At 69.0% G+C, this 26,683-nt stretch carries 25 protein-coding genes; 8 read left to right on the top strand and 17 right to left on the bottom strand.

Annotated features, from left to right (window positions below):
• Positions 1 to 57: 57 nt before the first annotated feature.
• Both rsrA and V4U86_RS20290 read right to left on the bottom strand, forming a co-directional pair.
• Positions 58 to 360 carry a mycothiol system anti-sigma-R factor gene (gene rsrA, locus V4U86_RS20285; protein WP_395307723.1) on the bottom strand — a complete coding sequence of 101 codons (303 nt, stop codon included), beginning with the start codon at positions 358 to 360 and terminating at the stop codon, positions 58 to 60.
• Positions 357 to 1,010, bottom strand: a complete 654-nt coding sequence (locus V4U86_RS20290; protein ID WP_395312128.1) for a sigma-70 family RNA polymerase sigma factor — start codon at positions 1,008 to 1,010, stop codon at positions 357 to 359. The genes rsrA and V4U86_RS20290 overlap by 4 nt, the downstream gene beginning before the upstream one ends.
• A gap of 213 nt (positions 1,011 to 1,223) precedes the next feature.
• On the opposite strand from V4U86_RS20290, the gene V4U86_RS20295 reads away from it, so the two are divergent.
• Genes V4U86_RS20295 through V4U86_RS20310 form a run of 4 tightly spaced genes read left to right on the top strand, consistent with a single transcriptional unit; the run spans position 1,224 to position 3,686 of the window.
• Positions 1,224 to 1,715 carry a YbaK/EbsC family protein gene (locus V4U86_RS20295; protein ID WP_395307724.1) on the top strand — a complete coding sequence of 164 codons (492 nt, stop codon included), beginning with the start codon at positions 1,224 to 1,226 and terminating at the stop codon, positions 1,713 to 1,715.
• 9 nt (positions 1,716 to 1,724) lie between these two features.
• A complete protein-coding gene (locus V4U86_RS20300; RefSeq protein ID WP_395307725.1) occupies positions 1,725 to 2,576 on the top strand; it encodes an SDR family oxidoreductase in 852 nt (283 codons plus the stop codon).
• A gap of 8 nt (positions 2,577 to 2,584) precedes the next feature.
• Complete coding sequence (locus V4U86_RS20305; protein WP_395307726.1) at positions 2,585 to 2,902, top strand: GNAT family N-acetyltransferase; 318 nt, start codon at positions 2,585 to 2,587, stop codon at positions 2,900 to 2,902.
• Positions 2,903 to 2,921: 19 nt separating this feature from the next.
• Complete coding sequence (locus V4U86_RS20310; protein WP_395307727.1) at positions 2,922 to 3,686, top strand: class I SAM-dependent methyltransferase; 765 nt, start codon at positions 2,922 to 2,924, stop codon at positions 3,684 to 3,686.
• A 69-nt stretch (positions 3,687 to 3,755) separates the two neighbouring features.
• Here V4U86_RS20310 and V4U86_RS20315 read toward each other — a convergent pair whose 3' ends face one another.
• Both V4U86_RS20315 and V4U86_RS20320 read right to left on the bottom strand, forming a co-directional pair.
• Positions 3,756 to 5,225, bottom strand: a complete 1,470-nt coding sequence (locus V4U86_RS20315) for a DUF7059 domain-containing protein (protein WP_395307728.1) — start codon at positions 5,223 to 5,225, stop codon at positions 3,756 to 3,758.
• 11 nt (positions 5,226 to 5,236) lie between these two features.
• Positions 5,237 to 6,028 carry an SOS response-associated peptidase gene (locus V4U86_RS20320; protein ID WP_395307729.1) on the bottom strand — a complete coding sequence of 264 codons (792 nt, stop codon included), beginning with the start codon at positions 6,026 to 6,028 and terminating at the stop codon, positions 5,237 to 5,239.
• Between the two features lie 10 nt (positions 6,029 to 6,038).
• Here V4U86_RS20320 and aroA point away from each other — a divergent pair, with 10 nt between their 5' ends.
• Together aroA and rsgA are read left to right on the top strand one after the other, a co-directional pair.
• Positions 6,039 to 7,325 (top strand): 3-phosphoshikimate 1-carboxyvinyltransferase, encoded by a 1,287-nt coding sequence (gene aroA / locus V4U86_RS20325; RefSeq protein ID WP_395312129.1) that lies wholly within the window; start codon positions 6,039 to 6,041, stop codon positions 7,323 to 7,325.
• Entirely contained in the window at positions 7,322 to 8,308 is a 987-nt protein-coding gene (gene rsgA / locus V4U86_RS20330; protein WP_395307730.1) for a ribosome small subunit-dependent GTPase A, read from the top strand. Before aroA ends, rsgA begins: the two co-directional genes overlap by 4 nt.
• A gap of 85 nt (positions 8,309 to 8,393) precedes the next feature.
• On the opposite strand, the gene V4U86_RS20335 is transcribed toward rsgA, so the two are convergent.
• The 5 genes from V4U86_RS20335 to V4U86_RS20355 all read right to left on the bottom strand — a co-directional run bounded on the left by V4U86_RS20335 (position 8,394) and on the right by V4U86_RS20355 (position 14,689).
• A complete protein-coding gene (locus V4U86_RS20335; RefSeq protein WP_395307731.1) occupies positions 8,394 to 9,653 on the bottom strand; it encodes a fatty acid desaturase family protein in 1,260 nt (419 codons plus the stop codon).
• Positions 9,654 to 9,722: 69 nt separating this feature from the next.
• On the bottom strand, positions 9,723 to 10,877 hold the full coding sequence (locus tag V4U86_RS20340) for a ferredoxin reductase (protein ID WP_395307732.1): 1,155 nt from the start codon (positions 10,875 to 10,877) through the stop codon (positions 9,723 to 9,725).
• Between the two features lie 66 nt (positions 10,878 to 10,943).
• Positions 10,944 to 11,465, bottom strand: coding sequence for a DUF6912 family protein (locus V4U86_RS20345; protein ID WP_395312130.1), 522 nt, complete (start codon positions 11,463 to 11,465; stop codon positions 10,944 to 10,946).
• A 6-nt stretch (positions 11,466 to 11,471) separates the two neighbouring features.
• Positions 11,472 to 13,226: a BCCT family transporter gene (locus V4U86_RS20350; RefSeq protein WP_395307733.1), complete on the bottom strand. Its 1,755-nt coding sequence runs from the start codon at positions 13,224 to 13,226 to the stop codon at positions 11,472 to 11,474.
• Positions 13,227 to 13,279: 53 nt separating this feature from the next.
• Positions 13,280 to 14,689, bottom strand: coding sequence for a WS/DGAT/MGAT family O-acyltransferase (locus V4U86_RS20355; RefSeq protein WP_395307734.1), 1,410 nt, complete (start codon positions 14,687 to 14,689; stop codon positions 13,280 to 13,282).
• A 171-nt stretch (positions 14,690 to 14,860) separates the two neighbouring features.
• Between V4U86_RS20355 and V4U86_RS20360 the strand changes: the two genes are divergently transcribed.
• Positions 14,861 to 15,361: an Rv3235 family protein gene (locus V4U86_RS20360; protein ID WP_395307735.1), complete on the top strand. Its 501-nt coding sequence runs from the start codon at positions 14,861 to 14,863 to the stop codon at positions 15,359 to 15,361.
• Between the two features lie 5 nt (positions 15,362 to 15,366).
• Here the strand turns inward: V4U86_RS20360 and secA are convergent, their stop codons facing one another.
• The 3 genes from secA to V4U86_RS20375 all read right to left on the bottom strand — a co-directional run bounded on the left by secA (position 15,367) and on the right by V4U86_RS20375 (position 19,985).
• Complete coding sequence (gene secA / locus V4U86_RS20365) at positions 15,367 to 18,180, bottom strand: preprotein translocase subunit SecA (protein WP_395307736.1); 2,814 nt, start codon at positions 18,178 to 18,180, stop codon at positions 15,367 to 15,369.
• Between the two features lie 194 nt (positions 18,181 to 18,374).
• Positions 18,375 to 19,004, bottom strand: coding sequence for a ribosome hibernation-promoting factor, HPF/YfiA family (hpf, locus tag V4U86_RS20370; protein ID WP_395312131.1), 630 nt, complete (start codon positions 19,002 to 19,004; stop codon positions 18,375 to 18,377).
• A 345-nt stretch (positions 19,005 to 19,349) separates the two neighbouring features.
• Entirely contained in the window at positions 19,350 to 19,985 is a 636-nt protein-coding gene (locus V4U86_RS20375) for a ComF family protein (RefSeq protein ID WP_395312132.1), read from the bottom strand.
• Between the two features lie 134 nt (positions 19,986 to 20,119).
• Between V4U86_RS20375 and V4U86_RS20380 the strand changes: the two genes are divergently transcribed.
• Positions 20,120 to 20,932, top strand: coding sequence for an SDR family NAD(P)-dependent oxidoreductase (locus V4U86_RS20380; protein ID WP_395307737.1), 813 nt, complete (start codon positions 20,120 to 20,122; stop codon positions 20,930 to 20,932).
• Between the two features lies 1 nt (position 20,933).
• On the opposite strand, the gene lpqB is transcribed toward V4U86_RS20380, so the two are convergent.
• The 5 genes from lpqB to V4U86_RS20405 all read right to left on the bottom strand — a co-directional run bounded on the left by lpqB (position 20,934) and on the right by V4U86_RS20405 (position 26,682).
• Positions 20,934 to 22,670: an MtrAB system accessory lipoprotein LpqB gene (gene lpqB, locus V4U86_RS20385; RefSeq protein WP_395312133.1), complete on the bottom strand. Its 1,737-nt coding sequence runs from the start codon at positions 22,668 to 22,670 to the stop codon at positions 20,934 to 20,936.
• A 29-nt stretch (positions 22,671 to 22,699) separates the two neighbouring features.
• The gene (gene mtrB / locus V4U86_RS20390) at positions 22,700 to 24,391 is read right to left on the bottom strand and encodes an MtrAB system histidine kinase MtrB (protein ID WP_395307738.1); all 1,692 of its coding nucleotides are present in this window, start codon (positions 24,389 to 24,391) and stop codon (positions 22,700 to 22,702) included.
• 28 nt (positions 24,392 to 24,419) lie between these two features.
• A complete protein-coding gene (gene mtrA / locus V4U86_RS20395; RefSeq protein ID WP_087020248.1) occupies positions 24,420 to 25,106 on the bottom strand; it encodes a two-component system response regulator MtrA in 687 nt (228 codons plus the stop codon).
• A 108-nt stretch (positions 25,107 to 25,214) separates the two neighbouring features.
• Entirely contained in the window at positions 25,215 to 25,838 is a 624-nt protein-coding gene (locus V4U86_RS20400) for a dTMP kinase (RefSeq protein WP_395307739.1), read from the bottom strand.
• A gap of 25 nt (positions 25,839 to 25,863) precedes the next feature.
• Entirely contained in the window at positions 25,864 to 26,682 is an 819-nt protein-coding gene (locus V4U86_RS20405) for a tetratricopeptide repeat protein (protein ID WP_395307740.1), read from the bottom strand.
• Position 26,683: the final 1 nt, after the last annotated feature.

Consider the following 26,683-nt stretch of genomic DNA (forward strand, 5'->3'; position numbering starts at 1 on the left):
AAACCGCCCGAGCTCTCCACGAGCCCGGGCGGTTGTTTTATCTGCGGGTATGGGCCGTCAGCCCCGGATGATGGTGGTTCGGCTGATCTCCAGGCGCAGCCGGGCCCGCAACGACTCGGGGGCCTTCTCCCCGCTGCACTTCGAGGCGATCAGCTTCTTCACCCGTTCCTCGACGCCGTAGTGGCGCAGGCAGGTCGGGCACTCCTCGAGATGCTGCTTGAGCTTGTCCCGGGTGTCGGCGGTGCACTCACCGTCGAGCAGGGTCCAGACCTCGGCGATCACCGCGGCGCATTCGGGATGCTCGGGGTCGATCGGCCCGACCGGCGGCGCCCAGCGTTCCTCATCAGACGACTGGGTCATGACGACACCTCCTCGGGCGCACCGACCTGTTGATCACCGAGCTGGTTATCCCGGATGAATCCCCGGTCCCTGGCCACATCGGCGAGCAGCTCACGCAGTTGTTTCCTACCCCGGTGCAGCCGCGACATCACGGTGCCGATCGGTGTGTCCATGATCTCGGCGATCTCCTTGTACGGGAATCCCTCGACATCGGCGTAGTACACCGCCATCCGGAAGTCCTCGGGCAGCGCCTGCAGCGCCGCCTTGATCTCGGTGTCGGGCAGCGCCTCCAGTGCCTCGACCTCGGCCGACCGCAGACCCGTCGAGGAATGCTCGGCGTTGGCCGCCAGCTGCCAGTCGGTGATCTCGTCGGTCGGATACTCGGCGGGCTGACGCTGCTTCTTGCGGTAGCTGTTGATGTAGGTGTTGGTCAGGATGCGGTACAGCCAGGCCTTCAGGTTCGTGCCGGCCCGGAAGGAGCGGAAGCCGGCGTAGGCCTTGACCATCGTCTCCTGCAGCAGGTCCTCGGCGTCGGCCGGATTGCGGGTCATCCGCAGCGCACCGCCGTAGAGCTGGTCGAGCAGCGGGATGGCATCGCGTTCGAACCGCGCCGTCAACTCGGCATCGGTCTCCGCGGCCGGCGTGGCAGCCTCCGCATCGATATCGGTCATCGCGGGAAACACCGTCCCTTCTGTTGCGGCATCACCGAACAGCTCCGGTGTGAGCACCGGACGATCCAGGCAGGCCGTTGGCACCAAAATCCCCTATCTGACGATCCTAAAGGCAATGACCGACATCTCCCGGGCGGAGGGCCGTCCATGGGTGTCGTCTGAGAGCACAACGGCAGGTCGGGCCACGATATTTCCCGGGCTAATCTGATCTGCGTGGCACGAGCGGCAACCCCGGCGATCGCGGCTCTGGTGGCCGACGGCGCCGCCCACGAGATCCTGCGCTACCAGCACGACCCGCGCGCGGATTCCTTCGGCGACGAGGCGGTCGCCGAGTTGGCCACCGCGCACGGCCTGGCACCGGAACAGATTTTCAAGACGCTGATCCTGGCCGTCCCACACGGGCTGGCGGTCGCGGTGCTCCCGGTGCCCTCGAAGCTGTCGCTGAAGGCCGCCGCGGCCGCGCTCGGAGTACCCAGGGCGGCGATGGCCGACCGGGCCGCCGCGGAACGCTCCACCGGGTACGTTCTGGGCGGCATCTCACCGCTGGGCCAGCGCCGACCGCTGCCGACGGTGATCGACTCCTCGGCACTGGAATGGGACCGGGTGCTGTGCAGCGCGGGCAAGCGCGGCTGGGATGTCGCGCTCGCCCCGGCCGATCTGGTACGGCTTACCGTTGGCGTTACGGGAGACATTCGGGCCGCGTAGGCTGGCCGCATGTCTCTGCACGGGAAGACCATGTTCATCTCCGGTGCCAGTCGGGGTATCGGCCTGGCCATCGCCAAGCGGGTGGCCGCCGACGGCGCCAATGTGGCCCTGCTGGCCAAGACCGCCGAACCGCACCCCAAGCTGCCCGGCACGATCTACACCGCGGCCAAGGAGATCGAGGAGGCCGGCGGGCAGGCTTTGCCCATCGTCGGTGACGTGCGTGACGGCGAGGCGGTGCACGCCGCGGTGACCGCGGCCGCCGAGCAGTTCGGCGGCATCGACATCTGCGTGAACAACGCCTCGGCCATCAACGTCGCGCCCATCCTGGACGTCCCGCTCAAACGCTTCGACCTGATGAACGGTATCCAGGTGCGCGGCACCTACGCCGTCTCGCAGGCCTGCATCCCGCACATGATCGGCCGGGACAACCCACACATCCTGACCCTGTCCCCGCCGATCCGGCTGGAGCAGAAATGGTTGCGGCCCACCGCCTACATGATGGCCAAGTACGGGATGACGCTGTGTGCGTTGGGCATCGCCGAGGAGCTCCGTGAAGCGGGAGTCGCATCCAATACGTTGTGGCCGCGGACCTCGGTGGCCACCGCGGCCGTGCAGAACCTGCTCGGCGGCGACGAGTCGATGCGGCGATCCCGTAGACCCGAGGTGTACTCCGACGCGGCGTACGCGGTGCTGACCAGGCCGGCCCGCGAATTCACCGGCAATACGCTGCTGTGTGAGGACGTTCTGCTGGAATCGGGTATCACCGATCTGTCGGTCTACAACTGCACCCCGGGATCGCAGGATCTCCGGGTGGATCTGTGGGTCGACTCCGCCAACCCGCCCGGCTACACCGGACCGTGAGGAACACGATGACCGAGATCGTCAGGAACGCACCGGCACTGCATCGCTTCGAGATCTACGAAGGCGATGAGATCGCCGGCTTCGCCGAATACGTCGACCACGAGCAGCAACGCATCTTCCACCACACCGAGATCGCCGAGAAGTTCGGCGGCAAGGGTCTGGCCTCCCAATTGATCAAGACCGCACTCACCGAGACCACCAATGCCGGCCTGCGCATCGTCCCGGTCTGCCCGTTCGTGGCCAAGTTCATCGACAAACACGACGACTTCGGCTCCGAGGTCGACGAGGTGACCCCGGCCGTGCTTGCACAGCTGGAGCATTCCTGACGTGACATAGGCTGGCGAGGTGTCTATCTGGTCAGCCGGACGGTATGAGGCCGTCGGACAACGCATAGCGCCCATCGCCGCCCAACTGGTCGAGACCATGGACCGGCTCCGTCCCCTCGACGGCGCCGTGGTCGCCGATCTGGCCTGCGGCACCGGAAACGCCGCACTGGCCGCCGCGGCGGCCGGCGCGCGGGTGACCGGCGTCGACCTCACCCCCGAACTGCTGGCCGTCGCCGCCGCCAAGCCGGGCGCGGACGCGGTGCAGTGGGTCGCCGCCGACGCCGCCGCGACCGGCCTGCCCGATCAGAGGTTCGACGCCGTGCTGTCGAACATGGGCATCATCTTCGTGGAGCCGGTCAGCCTGGTCGCCGAGGTGGTCCGGCTGCTGCGCCCGGGCGGGTACTTCGGCTTCTCCACCTGGGTACGCGACGGCGACAATCCGTTCTTCAACCCGATCCTCGACGTGCTGGGCACGCCGCCCGCGGCCCCCTACACCCCGGATCAATGGGGTGAACCCGACATCGTCACCACCCGGCTCACCGAAGACTTCGACGAGATATTCATCGAAAACGGCGCGCACACCTGGCAATTCGCCTCGCTGCAAGCGGCCGTCACGTTCGTCACCGAGGAATCCCCGATGCACGTCGACGTGTTGGGCCGGCTCGACGTGGGTACCCGCGACCGCCTCGTGGAGGCGTTCGGTGCTGCGTTCGAGAAGCACAGCACCGCCGACGGGGTCGCCTTCGACGCGTCCTACGCGGTGGTGGCGGCGCGGCGGCGCTGAGCCGTCTTCTCGCTGCCCCGCGGGCTCGGCTTCGCCGTGCCGGATCCATGATTCGCTCGCTGTGCTCGCTCACCGCGCCTGGTACAGGATTCCGTGGCCGATCGCCGCACGGACCTCGGGCAGCGTCACCTCGGCCAGCGCGTCGGCGTCCACGCCGTGGTGGGCGGCCAGCAGCGCGATGAGGGTGCCCAACGGCACCTCCCCGCGACACCCCGCCAGCAGCGCGGTCAACACCTCGTCGACCCCGAGCAGCGCACCCGGTCCGCCGGGTCGGCGCACCGCGGCGCCCACCTGCTGCCAACCATCGGGGCCGGGCAGGGACTGCTGCTCCAAAAACACCGGCGCCGTAGACAGTCGCGCGCCCAGCAGCGCCTCGTCATCGGTGTCGCGCAGATAGGCGCGGCGGGCGAAGAACGCCTCCACCTCCGCGCCGGTGACCAGTTCGTCGGCACCGGTGATCTCTTCGAGGATCTGCTCGGGCGCTTCGCCGTCGCGGGGCCGGCGCAGGCAGATCAATCCCATACCGATGCCGGTGATGCCCTCGGCGGCGAACCAGTCCAGCCAGTCGCCGCCCCGGCGGGCGGTCTGCTCGGGTGTCTCGCCGGCATCGGCCAGCCACAGCGACACGTAGCTGACCGGGTCGGCCAGTTCGCGTTGCACCACCCAGGCATGCAGTCCGGTGCCGGCCAGCCACTCCTGCACACGCTCACGCCAGTCATCTTGGCGGACAATCCAGTTCGCCATGAACTGCGCCGTACCACCGGGGTTCAGGTGGTCCCCGACCTGTTCTATCAGGATGCGGCACAGGGCATCTCCGGCCATACCGGAGTCCCGGTAGGTGTAATCGTCCGCGCCGGAGCCGACCACGAACGGCGGGTTGGACACGATCAGGTCGAACCGCTCCCCCGCCACCGGTTCGAACAGGCTGCCGCAGCGCAGATCCCAGGACATCGCGTTGAGCCGTGCGGTGACGCCGGCCAGCGTCAGCGCCCGCTCGTTGATGTCGGTGGCCACGATCTCGGCACAGTGGGAGTCCAGGTGCAGCGCCTGGATACCGCAACCGGTGCCCAGGTCGAGCGCCCGCTGCACCGGGGTGCGGATGACGGCTCGGGCCAGCGACATCGCCGCCCCGCCGATGCCGAGCACGTGGTCGCGGCGCAGCGGGCCGTCCCGCAGCGCGGAGTCCTGGTCGGAGACCACCAGGTAGTCGCGGTCCGTGTCGCTGTACGGCCGGATATCGAGGACCGCCCGGAACGTACCCGTCGCGGTCTGCTCCAGCACCCCACCGGCCAGCAGCGCCTCCAGCGGCACCGTCACGAACACCTCGGCGAGCCGCTCCCGGGACACCTCGGCCCCCAGCAGGAACAGCCGCACCAGCGTCGCCAGCCGGCCGGCGTCGGCGGGTTCGGTCACCCGGGCGGCCGGCCACCACACCCCGCGGGCCAGGGCCGCATTGGCCTGCTCGCCGAGCAGTTCGGCCACGCCGTCGACGGTGTAGCCGGCCGAACGCAGATCGGCGCCCAGGGCGTCACACACCACCGGCCCGAGGGTCAAAACAGACCCGCCTCGGGTGTGACGGCCTCGATCAGTTCGGGGCCGTTGTTGCGGACACTGTTGACCAACCGGGACACCTCCCGGATCTCGATGCGGTCCAGATCGCCGTGCCCGCGCAGCAGGCCCTCGTCGATCGGCGCGTCCGGGTCGAGCCAGCGGTCCCAGTCCGAGGCACTGATGGTCAGCGGCATCCGGTCGTGGATGTCGGCAAGCTGGGCGGCCGAGTCGGTGGTGATGATGGTGCAACTGACCAGCGGTCGGCTGCCCGGATCGGCGTCTTTCGGTCGCCAGGTGGACCACAGTCCGGCCATGAACAGCGGCTCGCCGTCGGCGGCGTACATGTAATACGGGGTCTTGGCCGGCTTCTTGGCGGTGCCGGTGTCGGTACCGGGTTTCCACTCGTACCAGCCGTCCATCGGGACCAGGCAGCGCTTGTTCTTGGCCGACCCGCGGAACGCCGGGGACGTGGTCAGCGTCTCGGCGCGCGCGTTGATCAGCAGCGGGCCCTTCTTGGTGTCCGGGGCACCGTCGGGCCCGGCCTTGGCCCACGGCGGGATCAGTCCCCAGCGCATGGACCGGATCCGGCGGGTCGACTCGTCATCGGGCTCGTCATGACGTTTCACCACGGTGCTGATGGTGGTGGTCGGAGCCACGTTGTAGTTGGCGGCTTTCTCGTTGCCGGCGGCGGCCGGGCCGCCTTTCTCCGACGCCTCGACAGTTTCATCGAGAGCCTTGATTTTCTCCGCCAGCAGCGCCGGGTCGGTGGTCACCGCAAATCGCCCACACATACCAGGCAGGATAGAGGCTGTGAGTAACTGGCCGGCACCGTCGACATCCGCCCCCATCCACGCCACGGTGGCCGTACCCGGTTCCAAGTCGCTGACCAACCGGGCCCTGGTACTGGCTGCGCTGGCCTCCCGGACCGGGGGTAACTCGACCATCAGCGGCGCCCTGCGCAGCCGCGACACCGATCTGATGATCGCCGCGGTGCAGACCCTCGGCCTGGCCGTCGACGGTGCGGGCACCGAACTGTCCGTCGGCGGCGCCATCGCCCCGGCCCCGGGCAGCCGGATCGACTGCGGGCTGGCCGGCACCGTGCTGCGTTTCCTGCCCGCGGTGGCCGCGCTGAGCACCGAGACCGTCACCTTCGACGGGGACGAGCAGGCCCGGGCCCGGCCGATCGCACCCCTGCTCGAGGCACTGCGCGGACTGGGGGTGGCGATCGACGGTGACGGCCTGCCCTTCGACGTCCGCGGACAGGGCTCGGTGACCGGCGGTGAGGTGCGCATCGATGCCTCGGCCTCCTCGCAGTTCGTCTCCGGGCTGCTGCTGGCCGGTGCCACCTTCGCCGAGGGGTTGACCGTTCTGCACACCGGCGATTCGGTGCCCTCGGCGCCGCATGTGTCGATGACGGTGTCGATGCTGCGCAGCGCCGGCGTCACCGTCGATGACAGCGTGCCCAACCGCTGGCAGGTCGCCCCCGGCACCGTCGCGGCCCGGCACTGGGCCATCGAACCGGACCTGTCGAATGCGGTGCCGTTCCTGGCGGCGGCCGCGGTCACCGCCGGCACGGTGCGGATCGAGCAGTGGCCGGCCGACAGCATCCAGCCCGCCGGCGACATCCTGGACCTGCTGAAGCGGTTGAATGTCGATGTCCGGCAGACAGATTTCCACCTGGAAGCCCAAGGCTCGGCGAGCTACGGTGGCATCGACATCGACCTGCACGATATCGGCGAACTGGCCCCCTCGGTCGCCGCACTGGCCACCCTGGCCGCCCCCGGTTCGGTATCCACGCTGCGCGGCATCGCGCATCTGCGCGGCCACGAAACCGACCGGCTGGCGGCGCTGAGCGCGGAGATCAACGGCCTCGGCGGGCAGTGCACCGAAACCGCGGACGGCCTGCAGATCACCGCGACACCGCTGCACGGCGGGACCTGGCGGTCCTACGCCGACCACCGGATGGCCACCGCGGGCGCGATCATCGGGCTGCGGGTGCCCGGCGTGGCGGTCGAGGACATCGCCACCACCGCCAAGACGCTGCCGGACTTCCCAGGCATGTGGGCCGACATGCTGGGCGCGCGTTGAAATCTCGCGAGTACGACGAATCCGATGTCCGGGTGCGCCCGGGCAAGGGTTCACGTCCCCGCACCAAGAACCGTCCCGAGCACGCCGATGCCGCCGAGGCCATGGTCGTCACCGTCGACCGCGGCCGGTGGGGCTGTGCGCTCGGCGGCGACCCCGACCGCAATGTGACCGCGATGCGGGCCCGGGAGCTGGGCCGCACCCCGATCGTGGTCGGCGACGAGGTCGGCATCGTGGGCGATCTGTCCGGCCGGCCGGACACCCTGGCCCGGATCGTGCGCCGCGGCGAGCGGCGTACCGTGTTGCGCCGCACCGCCGACGACACCGACCCCACCGAAAGGGTGGTGGTGGCCAACGCCGATCAGCTGCTGATCGTGGTCGCGCTCGCAGATCCCCCGCCGCGCACCGGGTTCGTGGAGCGCGCGTTGATCGCCGCCTACACCGGTGGTCTGCAACCGATCCTGTGTCTGACGAAATCCGATCTGGCGGCGCCCGAACCGTTCGCCGCGCAGTTCGCGGATCTGGACCTGCAGGTGGTGACGGCCGGGCGCGACGATCCGCTCGACGTGGTGGCGCCGCTGCTCACCGGCAAGGTGACCGTGCTGCTGGGACATTCGGGGGTGGGTAAGTCCACGCTGGTGAATCGGCTCGTGCCCGAGGCGGATCGGGCCACCGGGTCGGTGACCGGCGTCGGCAAGGGCCGACACACCTCCACCCAGTCGGTGGCGCTGCCGCTGCGCGGATCCGGTTGGGTGATCGACACTCCGGGCATCCGGTCCTTCGGGCTGGCCCACGTGCAACCAGACGACGTCGTGCAGGCGTTCTCGGATCTGGCCGAGGCGGTCGACGAATGCCCAAGGGGCTGCGGCCATATGGGCCCGCCGGCCGATCCGGAGTGCGCGCTGGACACGCTGACCGGGCCCGCGGCCGCCCGGGTCGCCGCGGCCCGGTTACTGCTGGCGACGCTGGCGGAGGCCGGGTACTAGCAGCGAAGGTGCGTAAACACCGAACCGCGAGCGGCGTGTCGGGTTCCGACACGCACGCTCGCGGTCAAGTGGTTTCAGCCGGGTGTCAGGCGGCGGAGGCAGCCTTGGACTTGGTCTGGCCCCAGCCTCGCACGGTGGCGATCGCCGTCTTCAGGCCCCGGCGCTTGCCGGTGACCGGATCGGTCACGCCGAAGCCCTCGAGCTCGGAGAACATCCGCTCGCTGCGCGTTTCGGGCGCATTGTCACGGGTGTCCTTGAGGAACCGGTCGGGCAGCGACAGCTTGGCGATGGTGCGCCAGGCCTTGCCGTACTGCACCAGGAAGGGCCCACTCGTGTACGGCAGGTCGTACTTGTCGCAGAGTGCGCGGACCCGGACCGAAATCTCCCGCAACCGGTTGCTGGGCAGGTCCGGGTACAGGTGGTGCTCGATCTGGTAGGACAGGTTGCCGCTCATGAAGTCCATCACCCGGCCGCCGTCGATATTGGCGCTGCCGAGCATCTGACGCAGGTACCACTGCCCCTTGGTCTCGCCGACCATGTCGGTCTTGGTGAACTTCTCTGCGCCGTCCGGGAAGTGGCCGCAGAAGATGATCGCGTTGGACCAGACGTTGCGGATGATGTTGGCCAGGATGTTGGCCTTCATCGTGGACTTGTAGGTGGCGCCCGGGGACAGCGAGGTCAGCGCGGGCCACAGCACGTAGTCCTTGGTGACCTGTTGGCCGGCCTTGACGCCGAACTCCTTCACGCGCACCATCGTCGCCTTGCGGTCATCGCGGCCCTTGAAGATCTTGCCGAGCTCCAAGTGCTGCAGACCGACGCCCCACTCGAACAACGTCGCCAACAGGGCGTTGTAGAAGAGGTTCAGCAGGTTCATCGGCTTCCACCGCTGATCGCGGGTGACGCGGATGACGCCGTAGCCCACATCGTCATCCATGCCCAGGATGTTGGTGTACTTGTGATGCATGAAGTTGTGGGTGAATCGCCAGTGCTTGGATGCACCGCCCATGTCCCACTCCCAGCTCGAGGAGTGGATCTCGGGATCGTTCATCCAATCCCACTGGCCGTGCATGACGTTGTGGCCGATCTCCATGTTCTCGATGATCTTGGCCACGCCCAGAGTCGAGGCTCCCGCCCACCAGAAGGCCCGCTTGGAGCTTCCGGCAAGCAACAGGCGGCCGATGATCTCGAGCGCGCGCTGACCGGCGATCGTCCTGCGGATGTATCGCGAATCGCGTTCGCCGCGCGATTCCTCGATGTCCCGTCGGATTGCGTCCAGCTCGGCACCCAGCGTCTCGATGTCCGCCTCGGTGAGATGCGTAAACGCCGGTACGTCGGTAACTGCCATTACTCGGCCCTCCTTTCCGTTGCTACGTTAACGTAACCTACGGATGCGTAGGTTACCTGTCAGTAAAAGCTATGCGTCCAGTACGCAATCGCCGGATGCGGCGGACACACAGGTCTGCACCCGCGTCCCCGGTTCGTGCTCCACCCCGGTCCGCAGATCGCGCACGTGGCCCTCGACCAGACCGACCACACACGATTGGCAGATGCCCATCCGGCACCCGAACGGCATCTGGATCCCGGCGTTCTCACCGGCCTCCATCAGCGAGGTCGCGGCGTCGGCCGCGACGGTCTTGCCGCTGCGTTCGAACCTGACCGAGCCGCCGGTCCCATGCGGTGCGGCGCGCGAAACAGCGAACCGCTCCAGATGCAGGTGCGTGCGCACACCTGCCTCGGCCCACACCCGCTCGGCATCGTTGAGCATGGCCTCGGGCCCGCAGGCCCAGGCCTGGCGGTCACGCCAGTCCGGCACCACTTCGGCGAGCCGGTTCAGGTCCAGCCGGCCCTCGGTACGGGTGGTCCGCAGCAGCATCCGGTAGCCCGGATGCGCCTCGTGCAAGGCAGCCAACTCGGCACCGAACATCACGTCGGACTCGGTCGGCGCCGAGTGCACATGCACGATGTCGGTGATCTGGTCGTGCCGCTGCAGGGTCCGCAGCATGGACATGATCGGGGTGATCCCCGAACCGGCCGTGAGGAACAGCACCGACGCCGGAGCCGGATCGGGCATCACGAAGTTGCCCTGCGGCGCGGCCAGCCGAACGATCGTGCCCGGCTCCACCCCGCCGACCAGGTGCGTGGACAGGAACCCCTCCGGCATCGCCTTCACGGTGATGGCGATGGTGCGGGCGGCCCGCTTGTCCTCGGTGCCGCGGGCCGGCGCCGAGGTCAGCGAGTAGGACCGCCAACGCCAGCGGCCGTCGACCAGCAGGCCGATACCGACGTACTGTCCGGGCTCGTAATCCAGCGAGAAACCCCACCCCGGCTTGATGACCAACGTGGCCGAATCTTCGGTCTCGCGCCGCACCTCGACCACCCGGCCGCGCAACTCGCGCGCCGACCACAACGGGTTGGCCAGCTTCAGGTAGTCGTCCGGTAGCAGCGGCGTGGTGATCCGGCCCGCGATGGTGCGCAACGCGTGCCAGCCGCGGTGGCGGTCGGCGCCCACAACAGAAGGACGCACGGTCTCGGCCACTTTTGCCGAGAACTTGATTTCACTCTTCGCCACGCAACCTACGGTACCGTAACTTACGGGGGCGTAGTCAACTTCCGGGAACCTTCACTGCGACCTGCGTCACAGTAACTCGAGCAGGAACGGCAACTCCTGCGGGGCATACCAGGCCAGGTCATGGTCCTGAGCGTCGCCCACAGCAAGCTCGGCGTCCTCATCTCCGAGATCCGCTTCGTCGATCCGGTCGACGGCGACCAGCACCGCCTGTTCCGCTGCGGCGTTGTCCACGTAGGCGGCGATGACGTCGTCGAGCGCCACCGGCGCCGCCAACCGCACCACCGCATCGTCGAGGTCGGGACGCAGCGTGACGGCCTCCGCCCCGCCTTCGGCTCCCCCGACGTCGGCGACCAGCACCGCGCGCCGGGGCGGCAGCGAGCTCGATCCCTCCCCGGCCAGCAGCCGCAACGAGGCCAGCGCCGCTTCCCGGAGCGCCACCTCGGCCAGCTCCTCGTCATCGCCCTCGGCGTAGGACTCACGCAGGACCGGCGTCACCGCGAAGGCCGTGCCGCTGCGGGCATGGATCAACCGGTCGGCAACCAGTTGCTGCAGCATGGCCAGAGTCGCCGGTATGTAGACACGCACCAGGCGAGATTAGCCCGGGGAGTCCGCCGTCGGCGCCGCTGTGTCCTCGATGTCGCCATCGGTGTCGGCCCCGGCGTCCGGATCCTTCTCCACCGAGATGACGAAGTCGTCACCGTGCTGGGTGACGCCGGCGATCACCGCCGAATCCACTGCCGCGATGGCGTACCGGCGGCGCACCATCATCGGGTCCTGGCGGAGATCCTTGACCAGGGCCACGGCCAGGCCGAGCATCACCAGCACGAACGGCAGGGCCGCCACGATGGTGATGGACTGCAGCCCGGTCAGCGCATCCGATCCGCCGACCAGCAGCATCACCGCCGCCACCGCCCCGGTGGCGACACCCCAGAAGATGACGGTCTTGCGGTGCGGTTCGATGGTGCCGCGCTCGGACAGTGAGCCCATCACGATCGACGCCGCATCGGCGCCGGAGACGAAGAACACCGCCACCAGCACCATGACCACGATCGTGGAAACCGTGGCGAGCGGGTACTCGCTGAGCAGGCCGAAGAGCTGCGCCTCGGTACTGCCCTCCCCCGCCAGATTCGCCCCGTCCTGCTGGGCCTTGATGGCGGCGCCACCGAAGACACAGAACCACACCAGCGACACCAGGCTGGGCACCATCAACACCCCGGTGACGAACTGTCTGATGGTGCGGCCCCGTGAGATTCGGGCGATGAACATGCCGACGAACGGCGTCCAGGAGATCCACCATGCCCAGTAGAAGATGGTCCACGAGCCGAGCCAGGCCTCGGTCTCGGCGCCCTCCGCGCCGGTGCGCGCCGCCATCATCGCCAGATCCTGGAAGTAGCTACCGATCGAGGTGGGGATCAGGTTGAGGATGAAAATCGTTGGGCCGGCGACGAAGACGAACGTCGCGAGCAGCAGTGCCAGCACCATGTTGATGTTGGACAGCCACTGGATACCGCGCGCCACCCCGGATACCGCGGACAACACGAACGCGCAGGTGAGTACCGCGATGATGCCGATCAGCACCGCGTTGCCGGTCTCGCCGATACCCCCGACGATCTGCAGGCCGCTGCGAATCTGCAACGCGCCCAAGCCCAGTGACGCCGCCGAACCGAACAGCGTGGCGAAGATCGCCAGCATGTCGATCACCTTGCCCCAGCCGCCGTGGGCGCGGTCCCCGAGCAATGGCTCGAAGGCCGCGCTGATCAGCTGGAAGCGACCCTTGCGGTACACGCCGTAGGCGATGGCCAGCCCGACGACCGCGTAGATGGCCCACGGGTGCAGCGTCCAGTGGAACAGCGTGGTCGCCATCGCCGTCTGCACGGTGTCCGGGTTGCCCTCGGCGCCGGTGCCCGGTGGTGGGGACACCAGATGGGCCAGCGGTTCGGCGACCCCGAAGAACATCAGACCGATGCCCATCCCGGCGCTGAACATCATGGCCACCCAGGACACCGTGCGGAATTCGGGCTCCTCGTCGTCACGGCCCAGCGGGATGTTGCCGAACCGCCCGAGTGCGATCCACAACACGAACAGCACGAATCCCGAGGCCGCCAGCGTGAACAACCACCCGGTGTTGGTCATCACCCAGCCCAGCGCGTTGCCCGACGCGGACGCGAGCGCGGCGGTGTCGATGAACCCCCAGATCAAGAAGCCGACCGCGATGGCGGCGGTGACCCCGAAGACCACCAGGTCCAGCCGACCACCTTTGACCAGTGCATCCTCGTCGATGGGAACCTCGAGCACGGGGTGCGGAATGACATCCAGAACGGGTTCTTCGCTTGGCGAATGATTTGACATGGTCAACCCATGAGATCGCGATCGGCGGGGCGAGTCAAATGCCCTACCCGCGCTCAGCGCGCGGATTCCAGCAATTCGTCCAGGGATTCGCGCAGCAGGGACGGCAACACCCCGACGTCACTCATGGCGTCGCGATCGGCGTTGATGCCGAAGTACAGGTTGCCGTTGTAGGAGGTCACCGCGATCGCGAGGACCTGATTGGCCAGCAGCGGCGGCACCGCGTAGGACTCCAGCAGCTTGGTGCCCGCGATGTACATCTGCTTCTGCGCGCCCGGGACATTGGTGATCAACAGATTGAACTGGCGGGCCGAGAAGCTGGTGGCCACCCGGGTGCCCATGGCGTGCAGGGTCGGCGGCGCAAACCCCGACAATGTCACGATGGTGCGGGCGTCGACCAAACTCGCTGCGGTGGAATGTGATTCGGTGGCGTGCGTGATCTGGGACAACCGCACCACGGCGTTGCCCTCCCCGATCGGCAGGTCGACCAGGAACGGCGAGACCTCACTGATGGCCTGACCCGGCCCGGCCGAATCGATTTCGGCGTCGGGGTAGACCGAGTTCGGCGCCATCGCCCGCACCGTCGACGTCGCGGTCACCGGCTCACCGCGGGACAGCAGCCAGTTGCGCAGCGCCCCGGCCACCACCGCGAGCACCACGTCGTTGACGTCGCAGTCGTAGCGTGCCCGCAGCGCGCGGTAATCCTCCAGCGGGTGCGAGGCCACCGTGAAACGCCGGCTGCGCGACACCGTGGTGTTCAGCGGGCTGCTCGGCGCGGCGCCCCGGGCCAGGGTGCGGGCCACATCGGCGATCCGGCGCCCGGCGTCCACCAGCACCCCGGTGTTGGTCGTCATCTCCTGCACCGCCGACCGCACCGCCGCCAACTGGACGGTGGGCCGGGTGATCCACTCCCCGACCGCGGCGAAGAACAGCTCCGAATCGCCGGGTTCGCGGCCCGGGATCCAGATGTCCTCCCCGAACTCGGGTGGCTTCTGGGTGCGGTCGGCGATCACGTGCCCGATCTCCAGGGCGGACATGCCGTTGACGAGCGCCTGGTGGGACTTGGTGTAGATGGCGATCCGGTTGCCGGCCAGACCCTCCACGATGTACATCTCCCACAGCGGCCGGGACTTGTCCATCGGGCGGGATCCGATCCGGGCGATCAGATCGTGCAGTTGGGTATCGCTTCCCGGGGAGGGCAGAGCCGAGCGCCGCACGTGGTAGGTGATGTCGAAATCGGCGTCGTCGATCCACACCGGCCGGGCCAGGCCAAGACTGACCTCGCGCACCTTCTGCCGGTATCGCGGGATCTGCGGCAACCGCTGCTCGACGGTGGCCAGCACCGTCTCGTAGCTCAGCCCACCGCGCGGCTTCCGGACGATCGAGAGGGACCCCACATACATCGGGGTCGAACTGTTCTCCAGTCGGTAGAACGCCGAGTCGGATGCCGACAACCTGGTCACCATCGAGACAGCGTCCCCCTCACTCCCGGCTGTGACTTACCCGCCACCGTAGCCGGGAGTACCCGGTATTGCGCACGATGTGTGCGTCCGGGCCCGGTGAACCCGTGCGATCATCAAAGGGACTGTGCCTCTCCAGCAGCCGTCCCGTCCGTTTCTGTGCCCGCTGGAGTGCCTGTGTCCCACGTACGAGAACCGTCCCCGCATCCGGTCATCACCGGAGTCATCGACTACGAGCCACCCGCACGCGGTGCGGCACAAGGACCTTCGGCACATCCGGCAACGCTGCGGCCCCGTCGCTCACGCCCGCCGCGACCGGCCGCCGTCGCCGGCGAGGCACCCGTCCCGCATGCCGCGGTGGTGTTCGCCGACGCCGCCCTGCGCCGGGTGCTGGAGGTGGTGGATCGCCGCCGTCCGGCCGCCCAACTGCGCGGGTTGCTGGCACCGTCGTTGATCGACATCGCGCAAACTCTGGCGCGGTCCCCGCAGCAGGACGGCGCCGCCGTGCTGCGCCGGATCCGGCTGCGCAGCATCGGATGCAGCGCGGGCACCGATCTGCCGGTGACCGTCGCCGAGGTCTTCGCCACCTATACCCGCGGGCCGCGGGTGCGGGCGCTGGCCGCCCGGATCGAGCTGACCGGTGGGCGCTGGCAGATGGTGGCGCTGCAGATCGGCTGAGAGCGTCAGCGCTTCTTGCTGCGGCGCGCCGCCTCGCGGCGTTCCTTGCGGGTCCCGCCGCCGGCCGGGGCCGACGCCCCACCGGACCGCTTGACCTCCGCGGAACCGTCCTCGGCCGGACCGGAGTAGGTCAGCTTGGGCGCCCCGCCCTCGCCGATGCCCTTCGCCTGGATGCCGGGGCGTTCCTTGGTGGCCACCTGGCCCTGCCCCTGGGGCTGTTCGGCGTTCGCGGCGGATGCCTTGGCGGCTGCTGCGGCGGCGAACTCGGCCAGCCCGGACGCCATCGGCGCCACCGTGGGCGCGGCCGGGGCCGGGGCGGCCTCGACGGCGACGTTGAACAGGAAGCCGACCGACTCCTCCTTGAGACCCTCGAGCATGGCGACGAACATGTCGTAGCCCTCCCGCTGGTACTCCACGAGCGGGTCCCGCTGCGCCATCGCACGCAGGCCGATGCCCTCCTTGAGGTAATCCATCTCGTAGAGGTGCTCACGCCACTTGCGGTCGATCACGTTGAGCAGCACGTTGCGTTCCAGCTGACGCATCGCACCCTCGCCGCCGATGGCGTCGATCTGCGCCTCACGTTCGGCGTAGGCGCGTTCGGCGTCCTTGACCAGCGCATCGAGCAGTTCGTCGCGGGTCAGCTCGCCGGCCTCGCCGACGGCGTCGGAGTCGATCAGGTCGTGGTGATCGATGCCCACCGGGTAGAGCGCCTTCAGCGCCTCCCACAGCTTCTCCAGATCCCAGTCCTCGGAGTAGCCCTCGGCCGTGGCCCCGTCGACATACGCGGTGATGACGTCGACCATCATGTCGTGCGCCTGCTGCTGGAGGTTCTCGCCCTCCAGGATCATCCGGCGTTCCTTGTAGATGACCGTGCGTTGCCGGTTCATCACCTCGTCGTACTTGAGGACGTTCTTGCGGACCTCGAAGTTCTGCTGCTCGACCTGGGTCTGCGCACTCTTGATCGCGCGGGTCACCATCTTGGCCTCGATGGGCACGTCCTCGGGCAGGTTCAGCCGCGTCAGCAGCGTCTCCAGCGTCGCTCCGTTGAAGCGCCGCATCAACTCGTCACCGAGGGACAGGTAGAACCGGGACTCGCCCGGGTCGCCCTGACGACCGGAACGGCCACGCAGCTGGTTGTCGATACGCCGGGACTCGTGCCGCTCGGTGCCGAGCACATACAGACCGCCGGCGGCGATCACCTGCTCGGCCTCCTCCTTGGCCTCGGCCTTGATGGCGGCCACCGTGGACTCCCAGGCCGCCTCGTACTCGTCCGGCGTGGTGACCGGGTCCAGGCCCTGGTCCTTGAGCCGCTTGTCGGCCAGGAATTCGACGTTGCCGCCGAGCACGATGTCGGTACCGCGGCCGGCCATGTTGGTCGCCACGGTGATCGCCCCGCGCCGCCCGGCCTCGGCGATGATGTTCGCCTCCTGCTCGTGGTACTTGGCGTTGAGCACGTTGTGCGGGACCCGGCGCTTGGTGAACTGGCGCGACAGGTATTCCGAGCGTTCCACCGAGGTGGTGCCGATCAGGACCGGCTGGCCCTTCTCGTAGCGCTCCACCACGTCGTCGACGACCGCGATGTACTTGGCCTCTTCGGTCTTGTAGATCAGGTCGGACTGGTCGGCGCGGATCATCGGCCGGTTGGTCGGGATGGGCACCACGCCCAGCTTGTAGATCTCGTGCAGCTCGGAGGCCTCGGTCTGGGCGGTACCGGTCATGCCGGCGAGCTTGTCGTAGAGGCGGAAGTAGTTCTGCAGGGTGATGGTGGCCAGGGTCTGGTTCTCGGCCTTGATCTCGACGTGCTCCTTGGCCTCGATGGCCTGGTGCATGCCCTCGTTGTAGCGCCGGCCCACCAGCACGCGGCCGGTGAACTCGTCGACGATGACGACCTCGCCGTTGCGGACGATGTAGTCCTTGTCCCGCAGGAACAGCTCCTTGGCCTTCAGGCAGTTGTTCAGGTAGCTGACCAGCGGCGAGTTGGCGGCTTCGTAGAGGTTCTCGATACCGAGCTGATCCTCGACGAACTCGACGCCGAGTTCGTGCACGCCGATGGTGCGCTTGCGCAGATCCACCTCGTAGTGGACGTCCTTCTCCATCAGCGGGGCGAGCCGGGCGAACTCGCTGTACCAGTGCGAGGCGCCGTCGGCCGGGCCGGAGATGATCAGCGGGGTCCGGGCCTCGTCGATGAGGATGGAGTCGACCTCGTCGACGATGGCGTAGTTGTGGCCGCGCTGCACCATCTCCTGGACCGAGTGGGCCATGTTGTCGCGCAGATAGTCGAAGCCGAACTCGTTGTTCGTGCCGTAGGTGATGTCCGCGGCGTAGGCATCGCGGCGCTGGTCGGGGGTCAGCCCGGACAGGATGACACCCACCTCCAGGCCGAGGAACCGGTGGATACGACCCATCTGCTCGCTATCGCGTTTGGCCAGGTAGTCGTTGACGGTGACCAGGTGCACACCCTTACCGGAGAGGGCGTTGAGGTAGGCCGGCAGCACGGCGGTCAGGGTCTTGCCCTCACCGGTCTTCATCTCGGCGACGTTGCCGAAGTGCAGCGCCGCGCCGCCCATCAGCTGGACTCCGAACGGTTTCTGGCCGAGCACCCGCCAGGCGGCCTCGCGGGCCACCGCGAAGGCCTCGGGCAGCAGGTCGTCGAGGTCCTCCCCGCCGGCGATACGTCCACGGAACTCGTCGGTCTTGGCGCGCAGCTCCGCGTCGGACAGCTTCTCGACGTCGTCGGACAAGGTGTCCACATAGTCGGCGACCTTCTTGAGGCGCTTGACCATGCGGCCTTCACCGAGACGGAGCAACTTATCGAGCACGCTGTTTCCCCTGTGGGTTGATGAATAGAGTCGGCCGGTTCACGCAATGCTGCCCGGCCTGCCAACAATCCATCGTAGGCGACCCGTCGAGGTGACCGTCTGAAAGTCCGCCCCAAGTGCGCGCGGCGTCGCCGGACCCGGCACGCAACGAGCCCCCGGCAGGACGCCGGGGGCTCGCGCAGTGAAGGGCTGGCTCAGGCCAGCCGGATGAGTCCGTAGTCGTAGGCGTGCCGGCGGTAGACCACCGACGGCCGGTCGGATTCCTTGTCATGGAAGAGGAAGAAGTCGTGGCCGACGAGTTCCATCTCATAGAGCGCGTCATCGACGGTCATGGGGGTGGCCTCGTGTTCCTTGACGCGCACGATGCGGCCGGGCTCGGGACGCGGCTCGACCGCGAAGGGGTCGTGCGGCGCGGGCTCGTCGACCGCGGCCAGTTCCGCGGTGGCTTGATGGACCGAGACGGGCGTCTTGTCCCCGTAGTGGATCTTGCGGCGATCCTTGCTGCGACGCAACCGTGCTTCGAGTTTGCTCACCGCGGACTCCAGCGCCGCGTAGAAGCTGTCCGCACAGGCCTCACCACGCACCACCGGGCCGCGCCCGCGTGCGGTGATCTCGACGTGCTGACAGTTCTTGCGCTGGCGCCGGTTCTTCTCATGGTCGAGTTCGACATCGAACAGGTAGATGGTCCGGTCGAAGCGCTCCAGTCGCACCAGCTTCTCGGCGACGTAGATCCGGAAATGATCGGGCACCTCGACGTTGCGGCCCTTGACGACCACGTCGGCCTTGAGCGCCGGCGCCTCCGCCGACTGGTCCCGATCATCCATAACCATGGTGGAGCTGTTGGTTTCCACGGAATTCGTTGACATGCTTGACAACTCGTTTCTCTCGGAAGTCGCACGCGCATCACGTGCCCAATTGGTGAGTGATACGCCGTCGGCACGTTGCATGTCGCTGCGCCCGGCGGCGTCAGGTGTCGAGTAATCACCTCCTACCGCACTCGGGCAGTCCCGATTCCGCACGGGCGCCCGGTCTGCCAGGTGCCGCCGTGAGGTCACGGGGTCGTTGGCCCCGACGGTAGTCGTTGTTCACCTGACTGTGCCACCAATTTCGCAGACGTGTTTTCAGTTCTTCATCTGAGCGCAACAGGCCGCCGTGGGAGGCCGTGGATTTCAGGCGTCAGCCAGCGCCAACACGGCGTGCACCGGTACTCCGACGGTTTGCAGCGCACGTACCGCCTCACACGCGGTCGCCCCCGTGGTGACGACGTCGTCGACGATCAGCACCGGCCCGCGGACCCGCCGGACCACCCGCACCCGGTCGGCCAGATTGCGCTGACGGTCGGCACTGGACAGGCCGACCGAATCCCGCGCCGAGCCCGTCAGCCGCAGCGCCTGGACCACCGTGACGCCGTCCAGGCCCGGCGCCCGGACCGCCGCGGCGGCCACCCGGGTCACCGGGTCGCCGCCGCGCCGGCGCGCGGCCAGCCGTCGGGTCGGGGCCGGCACCACCGTCAGCGGAGCGGCCAGCAGCCCCCGGCGCAGCAGCCGGGACAGGCCGAGGTGCAGGGCGCCGGCCAGCGGGGCGACCAGATCGGCGCGGCCGCGTTCCTTGACCGCCACGATGGCCTGGCGCCGGCCCGCGGCGTAGCGGCCCAGCGAGAACACCGGGACCCCGGGATCCAGCCGCGGGGTGACCAGTCGCGGTTCGGCGGCACGGGCCACCAACTCCCCCGCGCAGGTGGGACACCAACGCGTCGAGGGCGCGCCGCAGCCGCCGCACTCCAACGGCAGGATCAGATCCAGCAGCATCTCTGCAGTGTGACGCCGGGGTGTGACAGCTCCCCGAGCGTGAAACCGCTGCGGCCAATGCCGGGTTTCGGCGCCGAGGATGCACGCCCGGCGACTACCGTCCCTCTTACCGTTGCAACGACAGGAGAGACGTGGGAGCATTCACCGGCCGGCAGGCCATCGTCACCGGAGCCGGGTCCGGAATCGGGGCGGCGCTGTGCCGCGCACTGGCCGGGGCCGGGGCCGAGGTGCTGTGCACCGACGTCGACGAGGCCGCGGCGCGAGCCACCGCCGAACCGCTCGGTGCCCGGTGGCGCCGGCTGGACGTCACCGACGCGACCGCTGTCGCCGACTGTGTCACCGAGGTGGTGGACCGGACCGGCCGGCTCGACCTGATGTTCAACAACGCCGGCATCACCTGGGGCGGGGACACCGAACTGCTGACCCTGGACCAGTGGAACGCGATCATCGACGTCAACATCCGCGGCGTGGTGCACGGGGTGGCCGCCGCCTACCCGGTGCTGGTCAAGCAGGGTCAAGGGCACATCGTGAACACCGCCTCCATGGCCGGGCTGGCCGCGGCCGGCCAGATCACCAGCTATGTGATGACCAAACATGCCGTCGTCGGGCTGTCGCTGGCGTTGCGCAGCGAGGCCGCCGGCCACGGGGTCGGGGTGCTGGCGATCTGCCCGACCGCGGTCGAGACGCCCATCCTGGACAAGGGTGCGGTCGGCGGGTTCGTCGGCCGCGAGTTCTACCGGATGGGCCAGCGCAGTACGCGATTCGCCTCCGCCGACGACCTGGCCGCCGACACGCTGCGTGCGATCGAACGCAACAAGGCGCTGCTGGTCTGGCCGCGCCAAGCGCGCACGGCGTGGCGGTTCGCCCGCTACGCGCCGGGACTGCTGCAGCGCATGTCGATCCGGTTCGTCGCGCAGCAGCGCGCGGCGCAACGTCCGCGCTGACTCAGCCGGGCAGCACCGGTTGGGCGCCGGCCACCATCAGCGGCTGGACCTCCGACCAGGAGAGGTCGTTGTCGGCGGCCGACCCGGACAGCTGCAGCACGCCGCGCCGGTCGGCGATGTACACCGTCGACGGGTTCGCAGCAACGACGGTCACCGGGCCCTGCAGATTGCCACTCGGCCCGTCGGAGTTCACCCCGTCGAGGTTCACGTAGGACACCGGGTGGGACCCGTCGGTGCGGCTGACGACGATGTCGTCCCCGGTGCGCCACGACAGTGACACCGCGGTGGCGCCCAGCCCGAAACCGAGCCGGCGCGGATAGGTCAGCGCGTACTGCCCGCCCGGGGTCTGCTCGACGCCGGCCAGGATCACCTTGCCCTCGATCACCATGGCCGCCCGGGTGCCGTCCCGGGACAGCTGCAGTTCGGAGATGGCGCCGGGGAACTTGGCGGCCAGCGCGGTGGAGTCCACCGGGATGCGGGCCGGTTGCCCGGACGCGGTCTCCTGCAACACCCGGACCACGTTGACCCCGTCGACGACCACCCAGATCGCATCGTCGAGCGACCAACTGGGCCGGGTCAGGGTACGGCCGTCCAGCGCCTGCCCCGCGTCGCCGCCGATCGGCCCGATCCACAGCGAGGAGGCCATGTCCGGCGCCCCGGCACGCAACACCATCACCGAGGCCACCTCACGCCCGGTGCGCGACAACGCCGCCGACACCTGATCGGGCATCTGGCCGAACGGACCGGCCACCCGGGGCGCACGCTGACCGTCCAGGGACACCAGCGATCCGCCGACCAGCGCGTGCAGTCCGGCTCCCGCGCCGTCGGCCGCGCCAGGGTCGCTGGCCGCGACGTCCGCGGTGGTCCAACCCTCGGCGAACCGGTCATCCAGCGGGGCGCCGTCGGAGTTGATCAGATAGGGACCGTTGATGCCCGCCCGCGACAGCGTCCAGATGATCTGTGCGGCAAGGAGTTGCCGCGTGTGCGGGTCGGTACTGGACAGGTTCTCCAGCTCGATGCGGGTGCCGCCGTATCCGCGGCCGACACCGGTCTTGCCGCCGTCCGCCCGGGTCACCGGGCCGCGCAGCCGCAGCGGCGCCGCCAGCAGGTTGCGCACGGTGCGCGCCATCTCCGGCCGTGGCCCGGCGATCAGCTTGGTGACCAGCTCGGTGGCGAGTTGATCGGCGTCCGAGACCGCCACGTAGCGCGGATCGGGCACCACGGTCCGGCCGGTGGGATCGGTGAAGTACAGCGTGTTGCGCTTGTAGGTCTGCTGGAACTGCTGCCAGTCCAGGAAGACCCCGTTGGGCAGTCGGTCGATCCGCCAGCCGCCCGGCGTCTTCACCAGCTCGATCGGACCGGGGTCGGGCAGCGCACCTTCAGCGGTCTCGAACACCCCGAGCTCGGACAGCGAGCCGAGGATGTCGGCCTGCATGCTCACCGTCACCAGATCGGGCCGGCGGGTCTCGGTGAAGACGACGCGGTCGATCAGCAGGGCGCTGCCGGCGTCATCCCAACTGCGCGAGGCTGATTCGGTGAGGAACTGGCGGGCGGCCAGGTGCCGGTTGGCGGGATCGGCGGTGGCCTTGAGGAATTCGCGCAGCAGTACATCGGGTTCCATGCCCGGCGTCGGGGTGGGCAGGCTCGGCGGGGCCGCCCGTTCGACGGTCCCGATGGCCTGCGGGGCCGAGGACGTCGGCACCCCGGCGCAACCGGCGACCACCACCGCGGCGGCCATCACCGCACCGAAGGTCTTGCGGACGTGACTCATACGCCCTCCGACTCCCGGTCACGCCGCAGCGCCCCGGAGTCCCGGACCCGCGACTGCGGACCGGTGGCGGCGCCCGACACCCCGGCCGGCTTGAGCGGCAACGGACTCGTGGTCACCTTGTGCCCGCGCACCAGCGGCAGGGTCAACCGGAAACAGGCGCCCTTGCCGGGTTCGCCCCAGGCCTCCAGCCGGCCCTGATGCAGCCGGGCATCCTCGATGCTGATGGCCAGACCCAGCCCGGTCCCGCCGGAGCGGCGCACCCGCGACGGATCCGAACGCCAGAACCGGCTGAACACCAGCTTCTCCTCACCGGGTCGCAGTCCGACTCCGTGATCACGGACGGTGACCGCCACGGTGTCCTCGTCGGCGGCCATCCGGATCTCCACCGGTTTGCGTTCGGCGTGATCGATGGCGTTGGCGATCAGGTTGCGCAGAATCCGTTCCACCCGGCGCGGATCGACCTCGGCGATCACCCCGTCGGACGGCAGGTCCACCTCCAGCGCCACCCCGGCGTCGGCGGCGAGGTGGCCGACGTTGTCCAGGGCGCTCTGCACGGTGGCGCGCAGATCGACCGCCTCCACGGCGAGTTCGGCGACACCGGCGTCGTGCCGCGAGATCTCCAGCAGATCGGCCAGCAGCGTCTCGAACCGGTCGAGTTCGTTGACCATCAATTCGGTGGACCGGCGCAGCGCCGGGTCCAGGTCCTCGCTGTGGTCGTGGATCAGGTCGGCGGCCATCCGCACGGTGGTCAACGGGGTGCGCAGTTCATGGCTGACGTCGGAGGTGAATCGGCGCTGCAGGTTGCCGAACTCCTCCAGGTTGGTGATCTGACGGGACAGGCTCTCGGCCATGTCGTTGAACGACACCGCCAGCCGGGCCATGTCGTCCTCACCGCGCACCGGCATCCGCTCGGTCAGATGCCCCTCGGCGAACCGCTCCGCGATCCGGGAGGCCGAGCGCACCGGCAGCACGATCTGCCGGGCCACCAGCAGGGCGATCGCGGCGAGCAGACCGAGCAGCACCACCCCGCCGGTCGCCATCGTGCCGCGCACCAGCGCGATGGTGGACTCCTCGTTGTTCAGCGGAAAGATCAGGTAGAGCTCAAGATTGGTGACCGAGGACGTCGACGACGCGGTGGGGCTGCCCACGATCAACGCGGGCCCGGAGAACCCGTCGGTGTGCACGGCCGCGTACTGGTAACTGACCTGACCGGCCTTGACGAAGTCGCGCAGGGCATCCGGGACCTGTTGGACCGGGCCGGCCGACGTCGCCGCCCGGGGGCCATCACCGGGTACCACGAGGACGGCGTCGAACGCGCCGGCCAGCCCCGATCCGACGTCGGCCTTGCGGTCGATGAGGGTGTTGCGGGCCAGCTGCAGGCTGGCGTCCAGCGACCGTGCCTCCTCACCGCCGACGATGCCGCTGACGGTGCCGCGGGCCTGCTCGATCGCCTCGGTGGCCGCCCGGACCTTGACTTCCAGGATGCGGTCGGTGATCTGGCTGGTGAGCACGAAGCCGAGCACCATGATGACCGCCAGCGACAGGCCGAGGGTCAGGGACACCACGCGCAACTGCAGGGAGCGGCGCCAGGCGTAACTGATGGCGCGGCCGACCGCCCCCAGCCCGCGCAGCATCGGCGACGGGCCGCGGAAACGGCCACGGACCCGGCGTCGCGAACCCCAGATCACGGACGCCGCCCAACCGTGGACGAACCGATCACGGAGGTCCGGCCTTGTATCCCACTCCTCGAACGGTCAGCACCACCTGCGGGTTCTCCGGGTCGGTTTCGACCTTGGCCCGCAGACGCTGGACATGCACGTTCACCAACCGGGTGTCAGCCGGATGGCGGTAGCCCCAGACCTGCTCGAGCAGCACATCACGAGTGAACACCTGGCGCGGTTTCCGCGCCAGCGCCACCAGCAGATCGAACTCCAGCGGGGTCAGCGAGATCTGCTCACCGGCGCGGGTGACCTTGTGCGCGGGCACATCGATGTCGATGTCGTGGATGGACAGCATCTCGGCGGGCTCGTCGTCGTTGCGCCGCAGCCGGGCCCGCACCCGGGCCACCAGCTCCTTGGGCTTGAACGGCTTCATGACGTAGTCGTCGGCGCCGGACTCCAGGCCCAGCACCACGTCGACGGTGTCGGTCTTGGCGGTCAGCATCACGATCGGCACGCCGGAGTCGGCGCGCAGCACGCGGCATACGTCGATGCCGTTCATCCCGGGCAGCATCAAATCGAGCAGCACCAGATCGGGCCGCAGTTCACGGACGGCGGTGAGCGCCTGGCTGCCGTCTCCGATGACGGCGGTGTCGAAACCCTCCCCACGCAGCACGATGGTGAGCATTTCGGCCAGCGAGGGGTCGTCGTCGACGACCAGGATCCGTTGCCTCATGGTGACCATGGTGTCACCACAAGGCGATAAAACCCGGGTGCCACACGCGGGTTTCTCGGTTTGGCCCCGATGACGGCGGCCACAGTGCCCGCGCGGGGCCGCCAGTGCGGCGAACGCTCAGAGCCGCCGGGCCAGGGCCGCGGGGTCACTGTCGGGGGGCACCACCACCCAGTCCGATGCCCAGTTCGCGGCGGCCAGCTCGGCATAGGCCGCCGCGGTGCGCTCCTGCAGCCCACGGTCACGTTCGTAGGCGTCGCGGGCCCGGTCGGCTTCCTGCTCGGCGCGCTGCCGGGCCCGCCGGTCGGCCAGCTCGACCGAAACATCGAGCAGCAGTTGATGATCCGGCTTGGGCAACGCGAACCGGTCGAACTCCAGGGCGTAGACCCACCCCACGACCTCACCGTCGATGCCCTGGTTCAGCCGGGCCGCACTGTAGGCGGCGTTCGACGCGACATAGCGGTCCAGGATCACCACATCGTGCGTGCTCGCCAGATTCTCGATCTCCGCCCTGGCCCCGGCCCGGTCCAGCGCGAACAGGGTCGCCATCGCATACACCGAATCGGTCAGGTCGCCGTGCGCACCGTGCAGCGCCTCGGCCGCGAGGTCGGCGTGCACGGAGGCGCCGTAGCGCGGGAAAGCCAGTGTGCCGACCGTCTTCCCGTCGGTCTCGAACGCCGTGCGCAGTCCCTCGGTCAGGGTTCGCTTGCCGGCACCGTCGAGGCCTTCGATCACGATGAGCACGCAGCGAGCCTAGCCGCCGGCCGGTTCACTGCCCGACGATCCAGCCGAGCACGGTCAACCCGACCATCGCGAACAGCAGCAGCATTCCGGTGACACCCGCGGATCCTGTCGCGGCCACGACCACACCGGCGATCGCCGCCACCGCCAGCACCACCAGTCGCGCGCCGAGCAGCCAGTGGGCGCGCAGCACCGCCCGCAGCGCCGGGCCGGGCACGGTGCGCACCGTCCAGATCAGGGCGGTGATCATCGGCAGCGTCGCGGCGGCCGCCAGCAGTCGGGGCCAGCCGGTCGACTGACCGTCGTCCTGCAGTGCGGTCAGCGCGATGAGCGCGGCGGCCAGGAACACGATCGAGGCCGTCGCCCAGCGCAGCACCCGGGTGAGCGCCGACCCGATGTTGCTCAAAGCCGGTCGCGCGAGTCCGGGATCCAGCCGAACCGCTTCCAGCAGCCCGCGCACCGCCGCGGTGGTGGTGCCCATCCGCAACCTGGCGACGGCCAGGTTGTGTACGGCCAGCGGATGTCCCGGGTGCCGGCGCAACGCCTCCAGGTAATCGGCCTCGGCCGCGTACGCACCGACCAGGCACCGCGCCAGATCGCCGCGCAGCACCAAAGCGTCCGCCGACGGATCGACCCGCAGCACCTCGTCGATCACCGCCAGGGCATCTCGTTCGCGTCCGCACTCACGCAGTAGTTCGGCATAAATGTGATGCGCCCGAGTGGAATTCGGGTGCACAGTGACGGCGTGGTATGCCGCCGCCAAGGCCTCCGCGAGCCGGCCCTGCCCGCGCAGCGCCCGCACCTTCGCGTGCATGGCGTATTCGCCGTCCGCCACCGGACCGCTCACG

The organism is Mycobacterium sp. AMU20-3851 (assembly GCF_043974665.1).
In the GTDB taxonomy this organism is placed as follows: domain Bacteria; phylum Actinomycetota; class Actinomycetes; order Mycobacteriales; family Mycobacteriaceae; genus Mycobacterium.

Bases quoted from the DNA above. Each gene is read 5' to 3' on its own strand.
- V4U86_RS20290 (WP_395312128.1), bottom strand. From the start codon at position 1,010: ATGACCGATATCGATGCGGAGGCTGCCACGCCGGCCGCGGAGACCGAT.
- V4U86_RS20305 (WP_395307726.1), top strand. From the start codon at position 2,585: ATGACCGAGATCGTCAGGAACGCACCGGCACTGCATCGCTTCGAGATC.
- V4U86_RS20300 (WP_395307725.1), top strand. From the start codon at position 1,725: ATGTCTCTGCACGGGAAGACCATGTTCATCTCCGGTGCCAGTCGGGGT.
- V4U86_RS20320 (WP_395307729.1), bottom strand. From the start codon at position 6,028: ATGTGTGGGCGATTTGCGGTGACCACCGACCCGGCGCTGCTGGCGGAG.
- rsrA (WP_395307723.1), bottom strand. From the start codon at position 360: ATGACCCAGTCGTCTGATGAGGAACGCTGGGCGCCGCCGGTCGGGCCG.
- V4U86_RS20350 (WP_395307733.1), bottom strand. From the start codon at position 13,226: ATGTCAAATCATTCGCCAAGCGAAGAACCCGTTCTGGATGTCATTCCG.
- V4U86_RS20335 (WP_395307731.1), bottom strand. From the start codon at position 9,653: ATGGCAGTTACCGACGTACCGGCGTTTACGCATCTCACCGAGGCGGAC.
- lpqB (WP_395312133.1), bottom strand. From the start codon at position 22,670: ATGGCCGCCGCGGTGGTGGTCGCCGGTTGCGCCGGGGTGCCGACGTCC.
- V4U86_RS20355 (WP_395307734.1), bottom strand. From the start codon at position 14,689: ATGGTGACCAGGTTGTCGGCATCCGACTCGGCGTTCTACCGACTGGAG.
- hpf (WP_395312131.1), bottom strand. From the start codon at position 19,004: ATGGATGATCGGGACCAGTCGGCGGAGGCGCCGGCGCTCAAGGCCGAC.
- mtrA (WP_087020248.1), bottom strand. From the start codon at position 25,106: ATGGTCACCATGAGGCAACGGATCCTGGTCGTCGACGACGACCCCTCG.